The sequence below is a fragment of the Burkholderia sp. AU17457 genome, from assembly GCF_002223255.1.
GTDB lineage: Bacteria > Pseudomonadota > Gammaproteobacteria > Burkholderiales > Burkholderiaceae > Burkholderia > Burkholderia sola.
On the sequence record NZ_NKFB01000008.1, the window covers coordinates 967,300 to 992,843 of the forward strand.

Consider the following 25,544-nt stretch of genomic DNA (forward strand, 5'->3'; position numbering starts at 1 on the left):
TGCGCGCAACGTTTCGGCGATCGTTGCCGCAGTCGTTGGGTGCGCCGCTCCTCACACGACGAGAGATACTGATCATGAAAATCCAATGGGCACTTGCGCTGTCCGCCAGCCTGCTTTGCGTTGCCACCCTCGAGGGCTGTGCCGTCGACGGCCCGCCCCGCTTTCCCGATCCGCAGTCCGCCAGCCCGAAGGGCGGCACCTTCGTGAACGTGGACAACCTGCGTAACGTCGGGCCCGGCCTGAACAAGGACCAGATGTTCGACCTGCTCGGCCCCCCTCACTTCAACGAGTGGTTCGTCGGCAGCCATGTCTGGAACTACCTGTTCGACTTCCGCCGCGGAAACGAAGTCGTCGCCTGCCAGTACCAGGTGCGATACGACCAGCACATGAAGGTGAGCGACACCTACTGGCGCGATCCCGCATGCGCGGACTTCGTGCGGACGAAACCGGCCGCGCCGGCGGTCGCGGCGGAACAGCCGGTCTCGACCATCGAGCAGTTCACGCTGCAGAGCGATGCGCTGTTCGCGTTCGGGAAATCGAGCATCGATTCGATGCTGCCGGCCGGCAAGGCGCAGCTCGACGATGCGATCGAACGGATCAAGCGCCACAAGGAGGTCACGAGGATCGTCGTCGTCGGGCATACCGACCGTATCGGCAGCGACAAGGTCAACGAACCGCTGTCGAGGGCGCGCGCGCAGACGGTCCGCGGCTATCTGGTCTCGCATGGGCTGAACGGCAGCATCATCCAGGCGGAAGGCGTGGGATCGAGCGAGCCGGTCACCCATTGTCCGCCGGGCCGCAGCAGCGCCGTGATCGCGTGCCTGCAACCCGATCGCCGTGTGTCGATCACGGTGAGCGGCCGCAACTGAAAAACCGCGGAGCCTGTGGCGTCGATCACGCATCGCCCGTGTGATCGGCGCCACCCATCGAACCGACAGGTGAAACCGGTCGAGCGTGCCGCCGGGCGGCAAGCCATTCATTGCGCGCGCAAGATGCTCTTCGCGACGTTCGATCATCGCGCTCATCGAACCGCCGCCGGGATGGCAGCAGGCCGCGGCGGCGCAATTCGCGTATCGCACGCCACGCGACGGCCGACGCGCCAGCACACCTTTAGACCCGGGGCCATGCCGAATCGCGCGGTTCGACGGCACTTGATTCGGTTTCCTGATCGAAAGCCAACAGCATTCCGGAAGACGATGATGAGAAGGGTCGGGGTTTATGTAGACGGAAGCAGCATGGACGCGAACGGCGGTCACATGATGCGGTACGAAGTGCTGCGCGCGCTCGCGGGACGCGCCGGCGCGACGATCCAGCGCCTGCACGCGTATCTGAGTTTCGACGAGCGCCGCGCGGCACGCTCGGCCGATTACGACGTACGGATCAAGGGCTATCAGGCCGCCCTGCGCGACAAGGGATTCCGCGTCACGGTGAAGCCGCTCAGACACTATGCGGACGAGGACGGCACGGAGACGGTCAAATCGAATTCGGATCTCGGGATGGCAATCGACGCGCTGTCCGAATCGGACAGGCTCGATACGGTCCTCGTCGCGACCAGTGACGGCGATTTCGTCGAAGTCGTACGAGCGCTGCAAAAAAAGGGATGCCGGGTCGAAGTGCTGGGGTTCGACAACGTGCCGCTCGAGCTGCGCGATGCAGCCGATCAATTCATCAGCGGTTACCTGGTCCCTGGCCTGCTGCCGATCCGCGACGCCGCCCCTGGCCTGCCGGCATGGGGGCAAGTCGGGTCCCGCGTGCGCGGCCTGTGCAACCGGTTCGAGGAGGATGACGGGTACGGCTTCATCGCGTTCTGGGCGTCGCTGCCCGATACGCCGCTGCTCGCGGCAGCCGAAACCAGCCCCGCCTACTTCCGCAGCAGCAGCTTTCTGGATTCGTCCGCGCTCACGCGGCTGCCGTCCCGAAGCACGGTCCTGGAGTTCGACCTCGCCCCGCCGGCAAAGCAGAACGGCGCGCTCGAGGCGCGCCGAATCCAGGTCGTTTCCGCCGTCTAGCCCAGCGATGCGCCGCGACGATCGGCGCGCGCCGCCACGCGGCCGGTGAATCGCACGCCGATCGGCCCGGCGGCACTCATCCCGTTTTTCCGTTCGCACGACGCGGGAACGCAACTGCGCCGCGCTCAGTCCCCCATTGTGGCATCGTGATCGTGCCTCGACAGGAACATGAGGAACGTCGTCCCTTCGCCGACCTTCGATCGGACCTGCAGCTTTCCGCCGAGCGAATCCACCACCGTCTTCACAAATGCCAGGCCGAGCCCGTGCCCGGACATCGACGCATGACCGTCCAGCTGCGTGAATTCCCGGAACAGCTTCTCCTGATCCCGTTCGGATATGCCTGCTCCGTAATCGGTGACGGCGATCTTCACGTGCCGATCCGTGGCGGACAATTCGACGTCGACCGTCGACGCTTCCCGCCCGAACTTGATCGCATTGCCGATCAGATTGACGAACGCGCGCCGCAGCAACTGCACGTCGGCGATCGTACTGAGCCCCGGCTCCGCCGTCAGATTGACGGTCGTGAATTTCGCGCTTGCCTGCGGCAGCAGATCGTCCACGGCATCCCCCAGCACCAGCGCAGGATCGACTTCGGCCAGCTTCGGCGGCAGGTTCTCGGCCTTGGCCAGGAACAGGAAATCGTCGGACAGGCTGAGCGCGCGCGTCGCATACTGCGCCACCAGTTCCGCGAATCGCTGCGGCGTGTACCGCGACGGGTCGCGCTGCATCTGGGAAACCAGCGCGAGAATGGAAGCCTGCGGGGCTCGCATGTCGTGCGACAGGAAGCGCAGCGCCATGTCCCGCTGGCGCTCGGCCATCCGTACCGACGACACATCCGCGACATGGAACACCAGCGCGCCCTCGCCATGGAACGACGGACGGATCAGTGCGCACTTGATCAGCAACGACAGGCCGCCGCGCGCATTGGCAATCTCGATGCCCTGATCGAGCTGGGATTTCGTTCGCGCCGATAGCGCGTCGCCGTCCGGCCAGTGATCGAGCGACGCCAGCGCCTGCGCGGCAAACTCGTTGGCCCGGTGCGACCCGGTGATCTGGAACAGTACGTCGGAAACCGCGCGTCCGACCGGCGAACTCCCCGCCCGCGAATGCGCATCGCGATTCGCGCACAAGGACATCACGCGCTCGTTCGCGAGCAGCACGATCCCCGCAGCCGACGCGATCAGCGTCGCCTCCGGCAGACTGTCGACCCATGCGTCGATCAGCGCGCGATACCGGCGCACTTGCGTGTCCAGCATCGCAACGCGACGCAACTGCCGCTGAACCGGATCCATGCAATGCCCGGCCTGGACAGGCCTCGCATGCAGCACGGGTTCGGTCGTCATCCGGTCCGTCAGCAACGCAGTGAAGCGCAACAACGCTTCGAGCCGTCGCCATGACCATAGCAGGTAGGCGAGCACGCAGATCGACATGCCGGTCGCGGGCGGCATGATCCGGCCTTGCCAGGTGAAGAGGGCGAAGGCGGTCGCCGCGATCGCGGCCGACATCCCTGCTGCCGCCAACAGGCCGGCGGAAGAACCGAGCCTGTAGAGCAGCGTGCAAATCGCGACAACGATCAGCTCGTTGAACAGCAGTTCCGGGCCGACACCCACGCGGCCGGGCATCGCCAGCCCGAAAAAGGCCTGGTCGACGCGCTGCAATGCATGTGCCGCCGTCAGGATCAGGCAAATCAGCATGAGCGCGAACGTCAGACCTACCCACTCGATTGCAAGGTTCGACGGCGCATGCCCGGGCGCCGGCCTGCCCTCGTCACATGAACGGCGCCATCGTGGCACAAGAAATCTTCCGAACATGTCAATCAGATGATGCTCCATCAATATCGCATTGGGCAACATTTGAAACAACCGCATCAAACGTCGCAAATCCCCCGACCTGAATACAGACAACCAAAAACCGTATTTTTATTGAATAAATTTATTATTTTTCAATTAAACTTCATTTGCAAAAATTCACAAACACACCACCCAAACAATCTTATCTTAGAGTACATCATCCAACAATAAAAGAATCACTTCCAATGCATCTATTGTATTCCAATTTAAAATAAATTGGAATCTGTTTTTAAATAAAATCAGAATGCAATTTGATATTTTCGGCGCCCGCTTCGGGTATTTCATACCGGACAATGGTGTCACCCAAAGCCGGCCACGACATTACAAAACGCGAATCGTAATTTTGATTCGCAACACGTATAAAGACCGCCACATCATCCGAAAAACAAGCATCGAAAAATATCGAATTCGAAATCAACACCGTTAAACAAATTTACATTTGATCACTTTTCGATATTGAAAATTTCAGCCCCGCTCCATAGAATTGGTCGATCAAACGACGAAGCCATTGCCTCCATCGGCCTGCATAAATGTTCACAAACAGCACATTTGCGTCAAACCATCCATTGAACGATGCCGAACGGGGACTTCGTCAGGACGAGTTCTTTTTCCTGATGCAACCCAAATTCGCATTGCAGGCATCTCGCCTGTCCGGCTTCGAGTATCTGATGCGCTGGCGACATCCCGAGCGCGGTGTGCTGGAACCGGCATCGTTCCTCAGTGTGATCGAGGATTCGTTCCTTGCCGCACGATTCACCCACCTCCTCACCCAGCACGCGACACGCACGCTCGCGCAGTGGACGGCGGCCGGATACGACGAACTGGCGCTTGCGATCAATTTGTCGTCGCGGGAACTGGGGCATACGGATTTTCCCGGTCAACTGGTTACGCTGCTGAAATCGCACGGCATCGATCCGGGCCGTTTCGAGATCGAACTGACCGACGTCGTGCCGCCCGCCCGGCTCGACTGGCTGGTAGAAGCCATCCATGCGGTGCAGGCGATTGGCGTGCGTGTCGCGCTCGACGACTTCGGCGCCGGCTTCAACTCGTTGACGCTGCTGCAGCAATTGCCTGTGGACATCGTCAAATTCGATCGCTCGCTGATCCGCGACGTGCTGCAGAACGGCGAGTCCACGCGTGTGCTCGAAACCCTGGTGCATCTTGCAAAAGGTCATGGCAAGCAGATCGTGATTACCGGCATCGAGACGGCAGAGCAACTCGAATGGGCCAGCACGCTGCCCGGTGTCGAGGGCCAGGGCTTCTACCTCGGCGAGCCGCTGTGCGAAGCGGACGTCGATGGATTCATTGCGAGCCGTCAACGCAGCCCCCTCGCGTAGACAGGCATGGCGCCCGCCTTGTCCGACCCACGCGCGATGCACCGACAGGTTCGGGCGGGTCACACGATTCCAATGTGACAATCGACCCTCGATCTACCACCGGATCAACGCCGAACCCCACGTAAAGCCCGAACCCATCGCCGGCGTCAGCACCAGATCGTTCTCCTTGATGCGCCCATCGGACACGGCCTCGCTCAGCGCCAGCGGAATCGACGCCGCCGACGTATTCCCGTGCTTGCCGACGGTGAGCACGACCTTCTCCATCGGCAGATTCAATTTGACGCCGAGCGTCTGCACGATGCGCTGGTTCGCCTGATGCGGCACGATCCAGTCGACGTCGTCCTGAGTCAGGCCTTGCGACGCGAGTGCTTCCTGCGACGCTTCGGCGAGGTTGACGACGGCATGCAGGAACACGTCGCGCCCCTCCAGGTGCATCTTGCCGGCGCCCTGCGTCGACGATACGCCGCCGTCCGTGTGAATCTTGTCGTGATATCGGCCGTCGGAATGCAGATGCGTGGTGAGAACGCCGCGCGGCGCGTCGCCGTCGCGCCGTTCGCCGCGCAGCACCACCGCGCCCGCGCCGTCACCGAACAGCACGCAGGTGTTGCGATCCTCCCAGTCCACGATGCGCGACATCGTCTCCGCGCCGATCACGAGCGCGGTGCGAGCCTGGCCGAGCCGGATCATGTTGTCGGCGACCGACAGCGCGTAGACGAAGCCCGAACACACGGCCTGCACGTCGAACGCCGCACCGCGCTGCATGCCGATTGCCTCCTGGACGCGCACGGCCGTCGCGGGCATCGTGCGATCGGGCGTGCAGGTCGCGAGCACGATCAGGTCGACGTCGGCGCCGCCGATGCCCGCTTGCTTCAGCGCAGCCTTGGCCGCGCCGATCGCGAAATCGGACGTATGCTCGCCGCTCGCCGCGATACGGCGCTCCTTGATGCCGGTGCGCTGCGTGATCCACTCGTCCGACGTGTCCACCCTGCGCGCGATGTCATGATTCGTCATCCGCTGCTCGGGAAGCGCCGAGCCGCAACCGACGACGCGCGAGATCCTGTTATCCGCGCGAGTGATGTCCGCCATCTTCCATACTCCGGTGAAGGTCGATAAGGCGCCGGGCGACCGACCGATCGCGCCGGCGCACGCCGTTACCAGTTACCCGCGCTCGCGCTTTCGCCCGGCGCCGTGTCGGCGGCGGCGCCCTGCCCGCCCAGCGACACGAGATGTTCGGCCAGCGACATGAAGGTCGGGTAATCGTAGAGCACCGTGTCGTCGATCTTGATCTTGAGCCGCTCTTCGAGGAAGAACGCGAGTTCGACCGAATGCATCGAATCGAATCCCGCGTCGGCGAAGGTCTGGTCGAGATCGGTCGGGACCTGGAGATTGTTCGCTTCGGCCCACTCCTGGATCCACGCGAGAATGGTCTGTGCGGTCGCCGGGGTTCCGCTCACGTTTGCTGCTTGAAGTTGGTCGCTCATGGCATCGATCTCCTGCTGTCGGATTGAGAAGGAAAGGCGCGGCTCGGACCGGGCCTTGTATGGGTGAAACGGTTGAAGCCGACACACGCCGCCTAGGTGGACGTCGCCCGCACGAGCGAGTCGACCACCGCATCTGCGGTGCCGACGCCGTCACCGAAGCACTCCGCGACGCGACGCGCCGAGGGCTCGCGCACGATCGAGTTGTGATCGTCGTCGAACACGCTCACCGTGATGTCGCCGTGCGTGAGAAGCCGCAGGCTCTGCGTCGCCTGCGCGCCCGACAGGTTGCCCGGCGTGCGCGCGGCAAGCGCGTACGCAATGCGCGTGTGCACCTGTTGCGGGCGGTAACGCGCGAGCGCCAGCGCACTGGCCGCGTGCAGCCGCGCGATATGCGCGAACATCGCGGGGTCCGCGCGCCGCCGTACGTCGCCGAGGTAAAAGTCACGATCGAGCATCGCATCGAAGCGCGGATCGGCAAGCCATGATTGGACAACCTGCGTGACCTCGACGGCCGAAAACTCGCTATCGAGCTCGCGCAGCCGCATCGCGAATTCGCCGTCGTGGAGCGGGGAATCGATGATCGTCAACGGCGGCGCGGCAAGCCCCTGCGCTTCCCACTGCGCGGCCATCTCGTGCGCGACGATGCCGCCGAACGACCAGCCGCCCAGCAGGTCCGGCAGCTTGCCGTGTGCGGCGAGCAGCGCCGCACGATAGCGCGACGCCAGTTGCCCGATCGACAGATACGTCGACGCGCGGCCCGGGTCCGCGTACGGATGGCGGACCGCGACGATCGTCGGATCGCCAGGCCACGCGGCGGCCAGATCCTGATAGCACAGCACGTTTCCGCCGACCGGATGCACGAGCGCGACGAGCGGCCCGGCGCCCGAGCGCAGCGTGACGACGAGATCGCGATCGTCCGCTGCGGCGGATGCCGGCTGCAAGTCGCGCGAGACGATTTTCACATCGGGCGTGCTGTCGCGCGACGCGCCGAACCATCCCGCCAGCGTCGACAGCGACGCGCCGCGCGCGAGCATGGTGATCGGCGGCATCCGGCCGAAGTGTTGCTGCAGGCGCACGCGCAGTTCGGTCAACGCCAGCGAGTCGAGTCCCTGTCCGACGAGCGCGACGTCATCGGCCAGGACGACGCCATCCGGCGCGACAGCCGCCGCGATGGCGCGCAACGTCGTCAGCACCGGCTCCGCGTACGCACGTGCGGCCGCCTCGCCCAGGTCCACCGCTTGCGACACCGCGTGGGGCACAGCCTCATTCGCCGCGATGTCGTGCCGCTGTTGCACGCGGCCGTGCTTCGACCCGGCACCCGCGCGATCCGGGAACGGCAACTCGAAGCGCTCGGCCTCGAACGGATAGGTCGGTGCTTCGGCCGGCCGTGGCGCACTGCCATACAGCCGGCTCCACGCAATCTTCTGCCCCACGCTGTAAAGCCGCGCACACGCATGCGCAAAGCCGGCCGATTCCGTTTCCTCGTCGCCTTCCGGCCCGTCGGCGAGCGACGAGATCGCGCATTCCCAGTCGCCGCCCGCCGCGGCGCGTGCGAGCTTGGCAAGCGCGGCGCCGGGCCCCACTTCCAGGAAAAGCGTCTTGCCATCGGATGCCGCGACCAGCGCCTCATGAAAGCGCACCGGCTGCTCCACGAGATCGAGCCAGTGCTCGACACTGGCGATCGCGTCCGTCGCGCGTTCGCCGGTGAGCGTGGAAATGATCGGAATCGACGGCGACGCGAATTTCAGCGGTTCGAGTGCGTGCCGGAATGCATCGCGCATCGACCGCAACATCGGCGAATGGCCGGGCGTGTCGTAGGTCTTGAGCAGCGACACGCGCTTGCCGGCCGCGATCATCGCGTCGTGAACCTGCATGACCGCGGCCTTCGTCCCGCTCACGACGGTTTGCCCGGGCCCGTTGATGCCCGCAACGAACAGGTCCGAGCCGAACGTGAAGCGTGCGGCAAGCTCGTCGGCGCCGGCGGCGACCGCGAGCATTGCGCCGGCCGGCGTCGCCGTGTCGAACAGCCGGCCACGCGCCTCCACGGCCTTCAGGCCGTCGCCGAGCGACATTACGCCGCCGATCACGGCCGCCACATGCTCGCCGAGCGAATGCCCGATCAACAGTTCGGGGCGCACGCCAAGATCCATCCATGTACGCGCCAGCGCGTAACACACGATGAAGTGCGCGAGCTGGCCCGGATGATGGCGTACGGATTCGGCGGTACGGCCGAGAATCGCATCGAGAACTTGCCGCGCCGTCTCTGTGTCGAGCTGACCGACGCATGCATCCGCATGTTTGCGGAACATGCCGTTCTCGTCGTACAGATTCGCACCGATGCCTGGCTGCCAAGCCCCTTGACCGGGTATCAGAAACGCGACGCGTGGCTTTCTCGGGTGCTCGCCCGCGTGCCATCGCCCCGTAGGATCCGCCGCGAGAAACGCATCGAGCGCCGCGACGCAATCCCCTTTCGTCGAACCGACCAGCGCGACGCGATGATCGAAATGGTCGCGCCGCACACACGAGGTGTGGCACGCATCGCGCAACGGCGTCGACGTCTCCGCGAACCACGCACGCCACGCGGCGGCAACTCGCCGGAGTGCTTCCGGCGACCGACCCGAGAGCGTCAGCACCCGTTCCCGTGCGACGTGCACGGCGGCATCCGGGGTGCGGTCCGGCGCGGCAAGGATCAGATGGACGTTCGTGCCTGTGATGCCGAAGCCGCTCACACCGACCAACGCGTCGCCTTCGCCGAGCGGCATACCTTCGCGCGGGATCTCGAGCTGCGCGCCTTCCCATTGGAAACGCGGGTTCGGCGTCGTGAAGTTCACCTGCGCCGGCACGTGTCGATGACGCAGGACCAGCATCGCCTTGATGAAGCCGGCCATGCCGGCCGCGCCCTCCAGATGGCCCAGCTGTGATTTGACGGAGCCCACCCGAACCGGTTTGTCGCGCGTGGCGTGGCGCGCATAGACGTTGCGCAGCGCGGAGAGCTCGATCGGATCGCCGAGTGCGGTGCCCGTGCCGTGCGCTTCCACGTACGCAACGGCTTCCGGACGGATGCCCGCGCGAGTCAGCGCGCGACGGATGACGGCCTCCTGCGCCGCGCCGTTGGGGGCCGTGAGTCCGTTGCTCGCGCCGTCGCTGTTGACGGCCGACCCCACCAGCACGGCATCGATGCGGTCGCCGTGCGAGCGCGCATCGTCCAGTCGCTTCATCACGAGTGCGCCACCGCCTTCGCCGCGAATATAGCCATCGGCGTTCGCATCGAACGGACGGCACTGCCCGGACACCGACATCGCCTGAAGCCGCGCGACGCCGATCGTTTCCTCCGGCCCGAGGATCAGGTTCACGCCGCCGGCGATCGCCACGTCACATTCGCCCGCCTGCAGGCTCTGCGCGGCAAGATGGATCGCGACGAGCGACGACGAGCACGTCGTGTCGACGAAGATCGCGGGCCCGCTCAGGCCCAGCACGTGCGCGACGCGGCCCGGCGCCATCGCGCGCAGATTGCCGAGCTTCGAATAGGTGGTGATGCGCTCCGGATCGCCGGACCATACCGTGCGCCGGCCATAGTCGGCTTCGCCCGTCGTCATGAACACGCCGACGTTCGTGCCGCGCAGCTGCCCCGGCGCGATGCCGGCGTTTTCGAGCGCGGCCCATGCGAGTTCGAGCATCCAGCGCTGCTGCGGATCCATCTCCATCGCCTCGGCCGCCGACGTGCGGAAGAGCTTGCGGTCGAAGAAAAACGGATCGTCGACGTAGCCGGCCACACGCGAATACGTGGTGCCCGGTTCATGCGGATCGGATGAATAGAATGCGTCGATATCGAACCGCTCGCGTGGTGTTTCGCGAATCGCGGTGCGGCCCGAATTCAGCAGCGCCCAATAGCTCGACGCGCACGACGCGCCGCCGGGAAAACGGCACGACATGCCGATGACGGCGACGCGTTTCGCGTCAGTAGTTGACCGATCCATACCGTTCTCTCAGCAAGAAGAATGCTTCGTGGCTAGTGGCGACGCGCGGCGTCGAGATCGTCGCGGCTGCTCGCCTGAACCAGCACCGCCATGTTGCCCGGCAAGTGCTCGTTCGCGCGGATCTTCGCGTGCGCGTCCGGCAGGCGGTTCCACGGGAACACTTCCGACAGACACGGGTCGATCTTGCCGCTCATCACGAGCCGGTTCGCCTGCGCCGCCTCCTTGAGGCTCGCGAAGTGACTGCCCTGGATGCGCTTCTGCCGCATCCATACGTAGCGTGCATCGCAGGTCAGGTCGTAGCCGCTCGTCGCCGCACAGAAGACGACCATGCCCCCGCGCTTCACGACGTAGCAGGACGGCGCGAAGGTATTGCGGCCCGGGTGTTCGAACACCATGTCGACGTCGCGCTTTTCGCCGAGCGCATCCCAGATCGCCTTGCCGAACTTCTTCACGCCGTCGACATAGGTGGCGTACGCGTCTTTTTCATCGACGGAGGGCGGCGTGCCCCAGCACGAGAAGTTCGAGCGGTTGATCACGCCGACCGCGCCGAGCCGCTTGACGAATTCCGCCTTCGAATCGTCGGAGACCACCGCGACGGGGCGCGCGCCGGCCAGCGCCGCGAGCTGGATCGCCATCGTGCCCAATCCGCCTGCCGCGCCCCATACGAGCACCGACTGGCCCGGCGACAGCACGTGCGGCTTGTGTCCGAACAGCATCCGGTATGCGGTGGCGAGCGTGAGCGTGTAGCACGCGCTCGCGGCCCACGTGAGATGCTTCGGGCGCGGCATCAGCTGCGTGGACTGGACGCGCGCGAATTGCGCGAACGAGCCATGGGAGGTCTCGTAACCCCAGATGCGCTGCGACGGCGACAGCATCGGATCGCCGCCGTTGCATTCCTCGTCGTCGCCGTCGACCTGCGAGCAATGCGCGACCACCTCGTCGCCGACCTTCCACTTCTTCACGTTCGACCCGACGGCCCAGACGATGCCCGCGGCGTCCGACCCGGTGATGTGATACGGATCGTCGTGCAGGTCGAGCACCGAGAACGGCTGACCGAGCGCTGCCCACACGCCGTTGTAGTTGACGCCCGCCGCCATCACGAGGATCAGCACGTCGTTGGGGCCGACCGACGGCACGTCGACGATTTCCTTCGTGAACGCGCGCTGGGGCTCGCCGTGATTCTCGCGGCGAATCGTCCATGCATGCATTTTCGCGGGCACGACGCCGAGCGGAATCGGGCTGCCGATCTCGAACAATTCAGACTGGTCACGTCTCGTTTCGACCGCCATATCCAATACTTTGGCATCCATATTGATATCCCCAAAAGATCCGATTCGATTGAGATGACGCTCGCAGGTCAGGCCGCGGCCATGCCGCCGTCCACGGAGAGCGCAGTGCCCGTCATGAACGACGACTCTTCGCTCGCGAGGAACAGGACCGCCTTCGCAATCTCGTCTTCGGTCCCCAGGCGGCCTACCGGATGAAATGCCTTGATCTGATCGGTCATGCCGGTCTCGCCGAGAAACTTCTCGACCATCGCCGTCGCGACGAAGGCCGGGCAAATCGCATTGACGCGAATATTCTGCTTCGCATATTCGAGCGCCGCCGCTTTCGTCAGGCCGAGAATGCCGGCCTTCGACGCGTGATACGCGCAGCCGCCGAATGCCGATGCCACTATTCCGTAAGTGGACGACATATTGACGATCGCGCCGCCGCCTGTTTTCAGCATTTCCGGAATTTCGTATTTCATCGACAGGAACATCCCTTTCAGGTTGATGTCCACGACGAAATCCCAGCTCGCCTCGTCGGTATCGGCCACCGGCTTGCCGAACGACTCGACGCCGGCATTATTGAAGGCGATATCCAGCCGGCCGAATTCGCTTACCGTTCGCGCGACCGCATTTGCGCAATCGTCCGCGCGGGAGACATCGGTCTTCACGAACATCGCGTTGCGGCCCGAGGTGCGAATTGCCTCGACGACGGCCAGCCCCTCGTCGGTACGACGCGATGCGATCGCGACATGCGCGCCTTCCGCCGCAAACCGCAACGCGGTGACGCGACCGATGCCCGAACTCCCGCCGGTCACGAGGACGACCTTATCTTGAAATCTCGACACTGCACTCTCCCGGTTGCGTTGATATGACGGATTCCTGATAGCCATCCGTTGATCCATTCCACCCGTCTGAATCCAATTGCCATCTCGTAGTCGGGACGATTCTAGACGGCGAAAACCGGGCGAAGATGAAAGTTCATAAAAGTTCAAATTTGATTTTCTAGCGGGCGAATATCATCCGGAACGTCAGTGGCTTCAGCGTTCAACCGATTGAGTCAACCATGCACGCGAACACGATATCCAGACATGAACTCGGCATGTCCGTCATCCATGCCATTGGCGTCGAAGGCTTCAGCGGCCTCAGCGCCGCGCTCGATCGCCTGGATCCGGATTTCGGGCGACTGCTCGTCGAGGGCGCTTATGCGGACATCATTGCCCGCCCCAATCTGTCGCTGAAAAACCGCGAACTGGTGACCGTCGCGGCGCTGACCACGATGGGCAATGCCGATTCCGCACTCAGATACCACGCGGGCGGCATGTTGAACACGGGCTGGACGCCCGAGGCGCTGTTCGAAACGGTCTTGCTGACGCTGGACTACGCAGGGGTGCCGGTGGCGATGGCCGGCATGCTCCACGTCGCGGCGTTGCTGCGGGAGCGTGGCGTCGGCGCCGACCACGTGGCCGATCTCGTTGAAGGGTACGATTGCGCGCTCGCCTACCTGCTGCAGCGTCGGCAGCGGCCATTCGATGCGCTGACGCCCAAGGAGCGCGGACTCGCGACGCTCGCGATCGTCATCGCACTCGAAAATCGGCACGACGCGGTCCGCCAGCAGTTGAGGGTCTGTCTCGATGTCGGCTGGACGCGCAGTGAACTGACCGAGGTATTGATTCAACTCACCGGCTATATCGGCTGGCCGCTGGTGCTGCCCGTGTCGCGCATTGCGCTCGCCGTGTTCGATGCGGCGGACGGCTGCCCCGGTTCGGCGCAGGCGAACGCAGTCACCGCACCGGAAGCGCCGGAAGCGTCCGAACGCCGCATCGACGCGCCCGGCGCATACACCGATATGTCGCGCGAACTATCTCGTTGCCTCGACGAGCTTCAGGCGTCGACGTCGCAGCCGGCTTCGATCGAAAACACGAAGGCACGACACCTGACGGCCATCGCCTGCCTGACTTGCGTCGCCCGCAATGCCGACGTCGACGCACTTGCGGCTCATATGCGCGGGGCGCTGTCGCTCGGCGCATCGCAGCGCGAAATCATCGATGCCATCGTCGGCGCATTGCCGCACGCCGGTGTGCTCGCCGCGCAATGGGCGCTTGACTCGGCAAATCGATTGTTCGCGTCGCCGGATGTGCGCACGGCGCCGCAACAGGAAAGCGCAGCGGCATAGCGAACGACGACGCTCGCCCCTCCAACACGACGTGGTACGAACGATACGGGAACAGACGATGAACGACGAAGGCGGATACGATCTCGAGGATCTCATCCCGGGCATGAGTGCGCGCTTCCTGAAAACACTGTCCGAGCGCGACGTGTTCCTCTTTGCAAGCGCGTCGGGCGACAAGAATCCGGTGCACCTCGACGACGCCTATGCGAAGCAGACACGATTCGGCGGCCGCATTGCCCACGGCATGCTGTCCGCCTCGGTGATATCGGCGGCCATTGCGACGCACCTTCCCGGCCCGGGTTCGATCTACCTGTCGCAGGATCTGCAATTCCGGCGCCCGGTGAAGCTCGGCGAAACGGTTTGCGCGACCGTGACGGTCAAGGAGATTCTCGCGAGCCGGCGGCGGGTCGTGCTGGAAACCTGTTGCGAAGTCAACGGTCTCGTCGTGGTGGAAGGCACGGCGGTCGTCATGCCGACGAACATCGCGGAGCGACGGAAAGACGCGGCGAACGTACAGGGTCAGGAAGTTTGACGGCCTGGCGTGGCCGGCACCGCGTCAACGCCCACGTCGGGCCGGAATCCGTTCAGCCGCCGCCCGCCGCATAGGCAATGCACGACCGTGCGAGCACGTCGGTCGGGTCGACGAGCGTCGCGCGTTCGCCATTTCGCGCGACGTATTCGCCGCCCGGCAGCAGGATCGGCAGCTCGGTGCAGCCGAGCACGATCACGCGCACGCCGTCGGCGATCAGCGCGTCGACCGCCGCGCCGATATCCTCCTTGCACCGCCCGGTCGTGAAGCCGGCCTTCACGCCGTGCTTGCCGTAGATCGCCTCCATCACGCGCGCCTGCAACGCGGCCGTCGGCGCGACTTGCAGGAGCCCTTGCAATTCGAGCGCCTTTTGATAGACGTCGCTAGCGATCGTGCCGAACGTCGCCAGCACGCCGACCTCGCGCAGCGCCGGCCACGTATCGCGCAAGTGCGCGACCGTCACGGTCAGCATGTTGACGATCGGAATTCCAAGGTGCGGCTGAATCCGTTCGACGAACGCGTGCGCGGTGTTGCACGGAATCGCGATGACGTCCGCCCCGCCTTCCTCGAGCCGCTTGCAGGTGGCGTACAGCGAGATCGTCGGGTCCGCGCCGGCGCCCACCAGGTTCTCCGTTCGATCGGGAATCTGCGGATTCTGTTCGACCAGCAGCTTGACATGGTCCTGATCGCGGGACGCCGGCGTGTTGCGCACGATCTTGTCCAGAAAATCGACCGTCGCGGCCGGGCCGACGCCGCCGACCACGCCGAGCTTGAACGCCGCCGCACGCAAAGCCGGCTGTTCGGTCAGCGCGTACTGCGCATAGGCCTGGTTCGAATCCACCAGCGGTACACGCCGCGGACGGATTGCATCGGCGACCAGCGCGATCTCGGTCAGGCCGGGGACGATCACGTGCACACGCTGATCGATCAGGTCGTCGCACGCGCGGCGCAACCACTCGACCGGACGCCCCCGAAGATTGCCGCGCTGGATGCCGTCGGCGCCGTAGATGGCTTCGGTCACGAGGTCGATCCCGTCGTGCGGCCGCGGATAGACGACTTCGAACCGCGGCGACGGAAAATACGCATCGAAGAGCCGCTTGTCCCGCACGTAGTCGGAAGCCAGCACGCCGATACGCGTCGCGTCCGGGTGCGTGCGCCGCACATGACTGCGAACGGCTTCGACGATATCCACGATCGGCAGGCAAGTATTCGCCTTCAGCTCGTCGATGAACGTGTGGCTCAGGAAGCACGGCAGCACGACCGTCGTCACGCCGCGCTTCTCGAGCTGCCGGATCATGTCGAACACGTACAGCTTGCGCTCGGCGGTCGCGGCACTCCCCTCCCCCGAGCCGTCGAACGGGTGTTGCTCGAAGATCACTTCGGGGTGCGCGTCGTCCGACGACGCAGGCGTCGCCTTCACCATCTTGAAGAACACGTCGGCACTGCCCAGCGGCCCGAGGCCGCCGACCACGCCGAAAGTCCGCCGCGCGGTCACGTTGTCCGTGCGCATCATGCATTCAGCTCCGGCCGGTCGAACACGGCGTCCCGCGGCTTCGCGGCGCGCCGGCTTTCCCATTTCGCGATCACCGCCGTCGCCACGCTGTTGCCGATCACGTTCGTCATCGTGCGGCCCATGTCGAGGATCTGGTCGATCGCAAGCACCAGCGCGACGCCGGCCACCGGCAGATGGAACATCGGCGCGACCGCCGCGACCACGACCACCGACCCGCGCGGCACGCTGGCCATTCCCTTGCTGCTCAACATCAGCACCAGCAGCATGAACACCTGCTCCGACAACGGCATGTGCACACCGAACGCCTGCGCGATGAAGAGCGCGGCAAACGCCTGATACATCATCGAGCCGTCGAGGTTGAACGCATAACCGAGCGGCAACGTGAAGCCCACCACCTTCTTGTCGACGCCGAACTGCTCGAGCTGCTCGGTCAGCCGCGGATACGCGGCCTCGCTGCTCGCGGTCGAGAACGCGATCAGCGCGGGTTCGCGTACGGCCTTCAGCAGGCTTCCGATACGTCGTCCGAGAAACAGGTAGCCGACGCCGATCAGGATCGCCCAGAGGACGAGCAACCCGAGATAGAACGCGCCGATCAGCTTGCCGTACGTATAGATCACGTCGAGCCCGCGCAGCGTGACCGACGACGCGATCGCGCCGAACACGCCGAGCGGCGCCGCGCGCATCACGTAGTTCGTCAGGCGCAGCATCACCGGCACCATCCCGTCGATCGACCGGATCACGACGCTCACGCGCTCGTCGTGCTTCAGCGCGCTCAACGCGATGCCGAGAAACGCCGAGAACACCAGGATCTGCAGGATGTCGTTGCGCGCCATTGCGTCGAGCAGGCTGGTCGGGAACGCGTGCGTGATCACGTCCCGTGCGTTCAGCGCGGCGGTGTTCAGTCCGGCGCCGGCCTCGCCGGCAGTGGCCGTGAGGTTCAGGCCGGCGCCCGGCTGCAGCGCATTCGCCATCGCGAAGCCGAGACTCAACGAAATCAGCGACGCGCAGACGAACCACCCGATCGAGCGCAGGCCGATGCGCCCGACGTCGCCGCCGCTGTCCATGCCGGCCAGCCCGGATACGAGCGTCACGAACACCAGCGGCGCGATGATCATCTTGATCAGCCGCAGGAATATGTCGGTGACGATCGAGAAATAGCCGGCGACTGCTTTGAGCGGGGCCGGGTCCTCGATAGTCGCGTGGCACGCATAACCGGCGACGACACCTGCGATCATGCCGACTGCGATGCTCAAGGTAAGGCGATTTTTCATGTCCGTTCGTCCGTGGGTGGCGCCCGGCCGCCGGAAGGCGGACGAGCGTGGCGAAGAAGGCCGCGCGACGCGTGTCATGCGTCACATTTGCCGTTGGAACGAATGGTAGGGAGGACCGAAAAAAACGTGATGCCGGAGCAACATGGCGGTATGCGAGCCCCGCATAACGCGGGAAAACCCCCGGCTCAGCCGAGCCGGGAAGGCGCCGCGCGCAGGTGCTGCCACAGCGTGTCGAGAAATTCGCTGCGGTTCGACACGTCGCGATACACGCGCAGTTCGATTTCCAGGTTCCACGCCGCCGGCCCGGCCGGCACGAGTTCGCCGGACGCCAGTTCGGCGCCGATCGCGCTGCGGGGCAGCCATGCGACGCCCTCGCCTTCCATCACGAGTTTCTTCAGCACTTCGGCCATGTCGGACTCGTAGTGCAGTTGCAATGCCGGCGCGTCCGATGCGCGGCCGAGCAGCAGCGCGAGGCAGCGCCCGAAGTAGCTGGTCTCCGTATACGAAATCAGCGGCAGCGGATGCTGCTTCGTACCGGGCAGGCGGAATGCAGGCGCGGACCGACGGTTCGGCCGGCACGCCGGCATCAACGTGTCGAGCCCGACGGTCAGGTGCGCGTACTTCGCGGGATCGAGATGAAGCGGCAATTCAGGATGGTGGTACGCAAACATCAGCTCGCAGTTGCCGTTGACGAGCATCAGGATCGAATCGTGGACATTGGTCGGAATGACGCGCGCCCGCACCTCGCCGAAATGCGGCGCGAGCGCCTTGAGCCAGCCGGGCAGGAAACTCAGTGCGATCGTGTGGCCCGCGGCGATCTGCAGGCTCTTGCCGGCGATCCGCTGCTCGGTGCGGATGATCGCGCGGGTGTCGAACAGGCGGCTGAGCACGTCCTCCGCCGTCTCGCGAAACAGGCGGCCGGCCGGCGTCAGCACCGGCGGAAAGCTGCTGCGATCGATCAGCTCCGCGCCGATCCATTGTTCGAGCGACTGGATGCGGCGGCTGAAGCCCGATTGCGTGACGTTGCGAAATTCAGCGGCCCGGGAAAAGCTTTGATATTGAGCGAGGGCGAGGAAGTCCTCGATCCATTTGATTTCCATGCTGGCCCTCGAGATGCGCGGAAGGAGTCGGGGTGCGCGCGGCACTCAACCGACGAACGCACACATTGTATGTGCTCGTCGCGGCCGTCCACGCTCCGAAGCCTGCTCCCGCCGACGGGGCATGCAGTGCGGCGAGGTCGACAAGCGCCTGTCGCGGCGCGTGACGCCGCGCTAAGCCGGTTTGCGCAGCGGCTCCAGCAGGTGCCGCAAGCCGTTATGGTCGATCTCGTGCATGAGCGCGAGCTGTCGGCCGAGTTCCCCGCGCGGGAATCCTTCGCGCGCCAGCCAGTTGAGGTAGGGGCCGGGCAAGTCGGCAATGAGTCGGCCCTTGTATTTTCCGAAGGGCATCGTGACGGCGACAAGGCATTCAAGATCAGGGGTGCGCATGCGCGCATTGTGCACGGCTTTTCGCTCCCGCGCGCATCGCGGCCCCGCTCCGTGCCCACCGCTCCACGGCTGCGAATCCGGCCCTTCACGGCCGGCCGAATCGGCAAACCGGCCCCGATTGACGGCCGGATTCGCATCAACTGCCGACTTCGTTGCTGCCTGCTAGACTGAAACTTCCCCCTGCAAAACGATGGAGGGAACCATGATGTCCATCTACGTCGTGAAAACCGGCGAGCAGTTCCTGTGCACCGCCGAGGACGGCGATATCGGCATGGCACCGGCAATCGAAGACGCCGCATCCTTTGGTTCGTATGACGAAGCGGAAAAAGCCGCGAGCGCGCATGCCGACCCGGGGTACGAGATCGTGGCCGTCTGCATGATCAGACACTGAACGCCGATCCCCGGCCCGGTACGGAAGGCGATCCGCGTGCGGGACGCCAGTCGTCGTGCGACGGCGGCGTTCCTGTGACGGACACCGCATGCGCACGCCGCGACGCGCCTTTCCCGCCGCGCTCGTCTGTGTCGAGCATCCTTGCCGCAAGCGAGCCGTCCGGCTTCGACGGCCGCGCTTGGCGGCAACTGGGTCGCAGCGTCCTACTTCTGCAGCGAAATCTCCACGCGACGATTGCGCGCGCGCCCTTCGGCGGTATCGTTCGACGCCGCCGGACTGGCTTCGCCGTGACCGGCCGCGGCGAACGCATCCGCTTTCAGCCCGTGATCGCGCAAATACCCGGCGACGGCATCCGCCCGGCGCTTCGACAGCGCCTGGTTGTGCGCGTCCGAACCGGTCGCGTCGGTATAGCCGTCCACTTCCACGCGCGAGAAATGCCGGTCGCCCTGCCGGTTCAACAGCGCGTCGAGCGCGGCGGTGGCCGCGGACGTCAGCACGGCCGAGTCGGTCGCGAAATATGCGTCGCCGGTCAGGCTCACCTTCTCGGCCGGCGCGGGCGCCGCACCGCACTGGAACACGATCGAATGCGGATCGGCGCCGTCGCGGTAGGGCGTGGTGGTGTCGACCAGGCGCACGGCCTCGTTGCCGCACATGCGCGTCGCGACCTTCATGCACGTCTTCGCGGTCGACAGGATCCCGTGGCAGTCGACCTGGAACGTCCGGATACCGTTTCGCGACTGCAGTTCGTACGCGTTGTACGTCGGCCCCGACGCACTCGAACAGCCCGCGAGGGCAACGACGGACGCCAGCAGGGCAAGATGGATGTTTTTCACTTGATGACTCCGAGAATGCGATGGGCGCAGCGTGTGCGGCGCGATGACGCGGCCGCACGCGCGTGCGTTTGCGTTCGGCGCGGCCCGCTCCGGCAACCCGTGCCGGAACGAACCGCTGCCCGCGATCACTTCCACTGATACAGCATGCCCGCGCCGACGACGCGCTGGCTGCCGGCGAAACCGCCGTTCACCGTCGCCTTCAGGTTCTCCGTGATGCGCGCCTGCACGCCGACCGCCATGGCCTTCTGGCCCTGGAACGTCGCCGTGCCGACCCCCATCGCGAAGTTCGAATCGCGGTCCATGTGCGGAATCGATGCCAGGGCGGCGGTCGCGGCGATCCCCTCGCGGGCCATCGAATCGGTCTGCTGAATCTGCTGCTGCATCTGCGTGAGCTGGTTGTTGACCGTGTTCAGCGACTGCGTGAACTGGTTCGATACCGCGTTGAGCTGGTTCACGTTCACCGCGTCGGTGCCCTGCGTGCCGGCCGCGACGTTCACGACCTGCCGCGGCGAATTCCCCGAGCCCACCGCGACCACGTTCGAGCGGCCGCCGTCGTTGCTGCCCGCGCCGAGTGCCGTCGAGTTGTTGCCCGATGCGGTCGACCCCACGCCGATCGCGGTCGAGCCGTTGCCGGACGCCGTCGAACTATTGCCGACCGCCGTGCTGTTCGAGCCCGACGCGACCGCCCCCGAGCCGCCCGCCGACGAATTCGAACCGCTCGCCCCCGGCGGCACGTTGCCGCCGGGCGGGTTCGTCGTGTACTGCCCGCCGAGGTTGGTCGTGCGCTGGTCGATCAGCGTCGTCAGCTGGTTCGCGACCGAATCGAGCTGCGAGACGTTCACCGCGTCCGTGCCGTTCCTGCCGGCGGCCAGCCCCGTGATCTGCCGGTTGCCGACGTTCACTTCGCCGGCCGACGACTGCGGGCTGCTCAGCCCGTACGCAACGTAGTTCGTCAGCGCGCCGACCGTGGTCAGCGAACCGGCGCCGAGCGCCACGCTGTTCGCGAACGTCGCCGAGGCCCCTGCGCCGAGCGCGAGCGCGTCGGTCGCGCTGCCGCGCGCCCCCGAGCCGAGCGCGACGCTGCCCACGCTGACCGCCACCGCATTCGCCCCCTGTGCGACCGACTGCGCGCCGGTCGCCGTCGCGCCGCTGCCCAGCGCGATCGCATCGGCCTGCGCGGAACTCGCCGCCTGCCCGATCGCGATCCCGCCCGGCGCGGTCTGATCGACGATCGCGCCGTTGCCGACGCCCACGCCGTTGTCACCGTTGACGACCGTCGTCGGCCCGACCGCGACCGATTCCGCGCCGACCGCGAGCGAATCGCCCGCCGTCGAATTCGCGTGGAAGTACTTCTGGCCCGTGACCGCGAACGACTGCAGCGCGCCGGTCAGCTGCCGCACGGTCACCGCATCCTGCTGGCCGGTGCCGTCGGCGACGTTGGTGATCTGGCGGTACGTCCGGTTCGTCGCATCGCCAACCGATACCGCGCCGAGCAGCGTCTGGTCGGTCGTGTCGAACGGGATCGACGCGCTGCCGTTGCGGATGATGCCGGACGCGGGCGCCGTCGCGCGGTCGGCCACCGAGCCGGAGCCGAGCGCGATGCTGCCGTCCACCCGCGAGATCGCGTTCGGGCCGATCGCGACGCTGTCCAGGCCGCGCGCCTGGCTGTCCGGCGCGGTCGAGTTCGCGTGGAAGTACTTGATGCCGTTCGCGTTGATGTTGTCGATCGCCGAGCCGACGTTGTTGTTGATCGTGGTCGAGCCGTCGCTGTTGTACGTCACGTACGACGGCGCGGAGATGGTGCCGGTGGTCGGATCGTAGGTGGCGCCGCCGCCGATCGCGCCGGCCGTGCTGTTGCCGAGGTTCGTGTTGTTGTTCGTGATCGAGCTCAGGCCGGTCGACAATGAACTGATGCCGGTCGACGTGGCGGTGGACAGCGAGGTCAGGTTGCTGTTGGTCGAACTCAGGCCGGTGGACAGCGAGCCGACGACTGTCGACGTCGACGTGGACAGCGACGTGATCGTGCTGTTGGTCGAGCTCAAGCCGGTGGACAGCGAACCGACGACCGTCGACGTCGACGTGGACAGCGACGTCAGGTTGCTGTTGGTCGAACTCAAACCGGTGGACAACGAACCGACGACCGTCGAGGTCGACGTGGACAGCGACGTCAGGTTGCTGTTGGTCGAGCTCAGGCCGGTGGACAGCGAACCGACGGCCGTCGACGTCGACGTGGACAGCGACGTGATCGTGCTGTTGGTCGAACTCAAACCGGTGGACAACGAACCGATGCCGGTCGACGTAGACGTGGACAACGACGTGATGCTCGACGCCGTCGACGTCGACAGCGAATCGAGCGCCGTGTTCGTCGCGGCGAGTTGCGAACCGTTGATCGCGTCCGTGCTCGCCGAACTGATCCGCCCGGCCGCGACGTTGGTGATCTGGCGCTCGCTGCCCGCTTTCCCGACGCTGACGACGCTGGTCGGGTTGATGCCGTTGAAGGTGTACGTGACGCCGCCGATGACCGCGCTGGCCGTCGGATTCGGCGCGGCCGTCGTCGATCCCGAGCCGAGCGCGACATCGTTTGCGTTGTTGGCCACGGCAGACGCACCGAACGCGACCGCCCCCGCCGCCGCTGCCGTCGACGTATTGCCGAGCGCCAGCGAACCCGTGCCCTGCGCATTGTTGGTATTGCCGATCGCCACCGCGCCGTCGCCGTTCGCGGTGTTGTTCGACCCCATCGTGACCGCGCCGGTACCGATCGCGGTGCTCGGATCGCCGATCGCGACCGCGCCGTCGCCGCTCACCGTCTGGCCGAAGCCGAGCGCGACGGCGCCGACGCCGCCCAGCACCTTCGAGCCGTAGCCGCCCGCGACCGAACCCGCACCCGCTGCCGCGGCAACCGAGTTGGAATCGCCGATCGCCACGGTCGAACTCGCGGCCGCGACGCTGTTGATGCCGACCGCCGTCGCATTCGTGGCCGACGCGGTCGCGCCGGGCCCCAGCGCGCTGGCGGACACGCCGGTCGCGAGCGACAGATTGCCGAGCGCGGTCGCGAACTGCTGCGTCGCGGTCGACTGCACGCCCATCGCGATCGAACTGACGCCCGACGCGTTGGCGTTCAGGCCGAATGCCAGCGCATTGTCCGCGCCGGCCGACGTGTTCGAGCCCATCGCGATCGAGCTCGTGCCGAGCGACTGCGTGCCCGACCCCGGCACGCCGGCGGTGCCGCCCCAGCCGATCGCGATCGACGCGGTGCCCTTCGCGCCGCTGTTGACGCCCATCGCGACGCCGGAATTACCGGTCGTCAGTGCCCCGCTGCCGACGGCCACGCCGGCCGCGCCCGTACTCGTCGCCTGGTTCCCGACCGCGACCGCGCCGGTGTCGGTCGCATGCGCCGCATAGCCGAGCGCCACGCTCTGCGCGCCGGCCGCGCTCGCGCCGAGACCCAGCGCTGCAGCGTACTGGCCGGATGCCAACGCGTTGTTGCCGAGCCCGACGGCGGAAACGCCGGTCGCCGCCGCACCGCTGCCCATCGCGACCGAGCCGCTTTGGGTCGCGCTCGACAGGTTGCCGATCGCGACCGAGTAGGCGCCGGAACCGATCGCCTGCACGCCGAGCGCTGAACTGTTGACGCCGGTCGCCTGCGAGTTGATGCCGACGGACGTCGAACCATCGCCCATCGCATGCGCGCCCGGGCCCAGCGCGGTGGCCGACAACCCCTGCGCTGTCGACAGGTTGCCCAGCGCAGTGGAATTCTCTTGCGCGGCAGTCGAACCGAGGCCGATCGAGATCGCCGTCGTGCCGCCCGACGCGGTACCGCCATCCGGCGCGTACTGCGCATGTGCACTCGCATGGAACAACCCGAGGCAAGCGGTCGCCGTCAGCACGGCCAGTCTCAGTACCGAAGGCGCCGACGGCATGCCCTCGTGCGTTGCGGCTTCTCCGTGCGCGGTGCATTCCGACGCACGCCTCGACGACGCCACGCGCTTGCCGCGCGCCCGGTCAAGCTCCGAAGCCGCAACCCAGGCTCCCAATGCTTCGTTCCAGATCGACTTGAACGACTTGTTCATCTTGTATTCCCTCGGTTCTGTGCTGGATGACGCAACAGCGAACGCGGCGTCAGGCGACGCGCGGACCTTCTCCGCTTTCGCCTGTCTCGCGACGCCCCCCCTCTCACTTCGTATTACTAATAAAAATTACGAACAGCGTTGCCCGACACGCTCGACTCACGTCGCGAGTGCACGACCGATCGCCGCGCATGCCCGTTCGGCACGATGCGCAACAGCAATCGCCGTTTATCGATTCATGGAAGTCGACATCGCCTGCCCGCCGGCGACACGACGCACGACGCGCCGCGAATCCGCACGCGCGCGCACCGTCGCACCCGCCGAAGGGCGACTTCGAATTTCACTGGAAAAGCGTCGTTCGGACGCTGGACGAACGGACGCCGGCCCGCACCGCGGGCGGCCCGTCATGTTTCATTCAGGCGGCGAAAGGCGCCACGCCGTCCCCGGGTCTGAAGCATGCGCCGCCGGATCGCTGACGCTGACAGCCGGCGCCGGGTCTATCGACCCGATGCCCTGACCCGCCATGCTTGTCGTATTCATATTTTTCGTATCCGCCTGATTCGATAGCGCGCCACGCGCGACCTCCGGATCGATCCATCCGCCCGGCGGCCCACGCGAAGTCACTCACCCCTTTCCGTCCGGCGGGCGTCCGGCTTTTCCGGATCTCCGGAAAAACCCGGCCACTCACCGAACGACCCCGGCATCGAATTAATCGATCGAATTTTCGTGACGATTTCTTCTCGCCCGATGCCTCACACCCAGACCCATCCCGTCATTTCGCGACTCATCTTGTTTATCTGTGAATTTCGCGGATGATGACGTTTTCATTACCCTCGTGCCTGTTATCGTTTTGTAATCGACCGCACAGCCCGTTGGAATGCCATCAATCGATGTGACATTGAATATTGGCTACCCATGAAGCGACGGCGATAGCAACTTTCCTGGCGCCCGGACACATCCAGAAAACCGATTCCAGCCGCTCTGGAGCTAGTGTGCCGATATTCGTCCAAACAAACCTTTTCCGCAGCGGAAAAATCCTTTTCCGGAGCGGACGGCTTTTACATTCATACACATCAAAATGAAAAATCCGATTTTTCGGAAAGACGAATACCGGCCCGTATTCGGCTAGAACTCGATATACCGACAAGGAATCGGTGGATTCGATTTACAGCATCATCATCGAATTCGACATTATTTGCATGAATTCATCATTCGGGCCATTTCCATTCCATCCGTCATTTAACCGGAAATAAAGACCGGAATTTTATAAATCGATTCGGCACATTTTTCCGACTCATTTTCCCGACGAACGGACGACACCGCCGCGCCCCGCGACGCCGCTGCGACAAGCCCCCACG

At 65.3% G+C, this 25,544-nt stretch carries 18 protein-coding genes; 6 read left to right on the forward strand and 12 right to left on the reverse strand.

Translation table 11 applies throughout. The features are described 5' to 3' along the window. Positions 1–74: 74 nt before the first annotated feature. Both CFB49_RS34315 and CFB49_RS34320 read left to right on the forward strand, forming a co-directional pair. Positions 75–869, forward strand: a complete 795-nt coding sequence (locus tag CFB49_RS34315; RefSeq protein WP_089493606.1) for an OmpA family protein — start codon at positions 75–77, stop codon at positions 867–869. Positions 870–938: 69 nt separating this feature from the next. Then, positions 939–2,009, forward strand: coding sequence for a LabA-like NYN domain-containing protein (locus CFB49_RS34320; RefSeq protein WP_084044379.1), 1,071 nt, complete (start codon positions 939–941; stop codon positions 2,007–2,009). 125 nt (positions 2,010–2,134) lie between these two features. On the opposite strand, the gene CFB49_RS34325 is transcribed toward CFB49_RS34320, so the two are convergent. Next, complete coding sequence (locus tag CFB49_RS34325; RefSeq protein WP_249190424.1) at positions 2,135–3,703, reverse strand: sensor histidine kinase; 1,569 nt, start codon at positions 3,701–3,703, stop codon at positions 2,135–2,137. Positions 3,704–4,425: 722 nt separating this feature from the next. Between CFB49_RS34325 and CFB49_RS34330 the strand changes: the two genes are divergently transcribed. After that, positions 4,426–5,196, forward strand: a complete 771-nt coding sequence (locus tag CFB49_RS34330) for an EAL domain-containing protein (protein WP_249190425.1) — start codon at positions 4,426–4,428, stop codon at positions 5,194–5,196. Between the two features lie 93 nt (positions 5,197–5,289). Here CFB49_RS34330 and CFB49_RS34335 read toward each other — a convergent pair whose 3' ends face one another. The 5 genes from CFB49_RS34335 to CFB49_RS34355 all read right to left on the reverse strand — a co-directional run bounded on the left by CFB49_RS34335 (position 5,290) and on the right by CFB49_RS34355 (position 12,827). After that, positions 5,290–6,282, reverse strand: coding sequence for a beta-ketoacyl-ACP synthase III (locus CFB49_RS34335; protein WP_089493607.1), 993 nt, complete (start codon positions 6,280–6,282; stop codon positions 5,290–5,292). A gap of 65 nt (positions 6,283–6,347) precedes the next feature. Next, positions 6,348–6,677 carry an acyl carrier protein gene (locus tag CFB49_RS34340; protein WP_089493608.1) on the reverse strand — a complete coding sequence of 110 codons (330 nt, stop codon included), beginning with the start codon at positions 6,675–6,677 and terminating at the stop codon, positions 6,348–6,350. Positions 6,678–6,769: 92 nt separating this feature from the next. Continuing rightward, on the reverse strand, positions 6,770–10,654 hold the full coding sequence (locus tag CFB49_RS34345) for a type I polyketide synthase (protein ID WP_089493609.1): 3,885 nt from the start codon (positions 10,652–10,654) through the stop codon (positions 6,770–6,772). A 32-nt stretch (positions 10,655–10,686) separates the two neighbouring features. Beyond that, a complete protein-coding gene (ccrA, locus tag CFB49_RS34350) occupies positions 10,687–11,964 on the reverse strand; it encodes a crotonyl-CoA carboxylase/reductase (protein WP_179235000.1) in 1,278 nt (425 codons plus the stop codon). A 47-nt stretch (positions 11,965–12,011) separates the two neighbouring features. Beyond that, the gene (locus CFB49_RS34355) at positions 12,012–12,827 is read right to left on the reverse strand and encodes an SDR family NAD(P)-dependent oxidoreductase (protein ID WP_256976420.1); all 816 of its coding nucleotides are present in this window, start codon (positions 12,825–12,827) and stop codon (positions 12,012–12,014) included. A 197-nt stretch (positions 12,828–13,024) separates the two neighbouring features. Here CFB49_RS34355 and CFB49_RS34360 point away from each other — a divergent pair, with 197 nt between their 5' ends. After that, positions 13,025–14,098, forward strand: coding sequence for a carboxymuconolactone decarboxylase family protein (locus CFB49_RS34360; RefSeq protein ID WP_069619862.1), 1,074 nt, complete (start codon positions 13,025–13,027; stop codon positions 14,096–14,098). A 58-nt stretch (positions 14,099–14,156) separates the two neighbouring features. Continuing rightward, positions 14,157–14,627, forward strand: coding sequence for a MaoC family dehydratase (locus CFB49_RS34365; protein WP_069619861.1), 471 nt, complete (start codon positions 14,157–14,159; stop codon positions 14,625–14,627). Positions 14,628–14,679: 52 nt separating this feature from the next. Here the strand turns inward: CFB49_RS34365 and CFB49_RS34370 are convergent, their stop codons facing one another. The 4 genes from CFB49_RS34370 to CFB49_RS34385 all read right to left on the reverse strand — a co-directional run bounded on the left by CFB49_RS34370 (position 14,680) and on the right by CFB49_RS34385 (position 18,895). Continuing rightward, complete coding sequence (locus CFB49_RS34370; RefSeq protein ID WP_373453200.1) at positions 14,680–16,137, reverse strand: amino acid racemase; 1,458 nt, start codon at positions 16,135–16,137, stop codon at positions 14,680–14,682. Continuing rightward, entirely contained in the window at positions 16,134–17,408 is a 1,275-nt protein-coding gene (locus CFB49_RS34375; RefSeq protein WP_089438015.1) for a dicarboxylate/amino acid:cation symporter, read from the reverse strand. Before CFB49_RS34375 ends, CFB49_RS34370 begins: the two co-directional genes overlap by 4 nt. A gap of 185 nt (positions 17,409–17,593) precedes the next feature. Further along, positions 17,594–18,508 (reverse strand): LysR substrate-binding domain-containing protein, encoded by a 915-nt coding sequence (locus CFB49_RS34380; protein WP_069619859.1) that lies wholly within the window; start codon positions 18,506–18,508, stop codon positions 17,594–17,596. Between the two features lie 171 nt (positions 18,509–18,679). Next, complete coding sequence (locus CFB49_RS34385; RefSeq protein WP_069619858.1) at positions 18,680–18,895, reverse strand: DUF3820 family protein; 216 nt, start codon at positions 18,893–18,895, stop codon at positions 18,680–18,682. Between the two features lie 202 nt (positions 18,896–19,097). Here CFB49_RS34385 and CFB49_RS34390 point away from each other — a divergent pair, with 202 nt between their 5' ends. Further along, positions 19,098–19,286, forward strand: a complete 189-nt coding sequence (locus CFB49_RS34390) for a hypothetical protein (RefSeq protein WP_059583815.1) — start codon at positions 19,098–19,100, stop codon at positions 19,284–19,286. A gap of 203 nt (positions 19,287–19,489) precedes the next feature. On the opposite strand, the gene CFB49_RS34395 is transcribed toward CFB49_RS34390, so the two are convergent. Together CFB49_RS34395 and CFB49_RS37030 are read right to left on the reverse strand one after the other, a co-directional pair. Next, positions 19,490–20,119 carry an OmpA family protein gene (locus CFB49_RS34395; protein ID WP_089493753.1) on the reverse strand — a complete coding sequence of 210 codons (630 nt, stop codon included), beginning with the start codon at positions 20,117–20,119 and terminating at the stop codon, positions 19,490–19,492. Positions 20,120–20,244: 125 nt separating this feature from the next. Then, complete coding sequence (locus tag CFB49_RS37030) at positions 20,245–24,189, reverse strand: YadA-like family protein (protein ID WP_089493611.1); 3,945 nt, start codon at positions 24,187–24,189, stop codon at positions 20,245–20,247. Positions 24,190–25,544 lie beyond the last annotated feature (1,355 nt).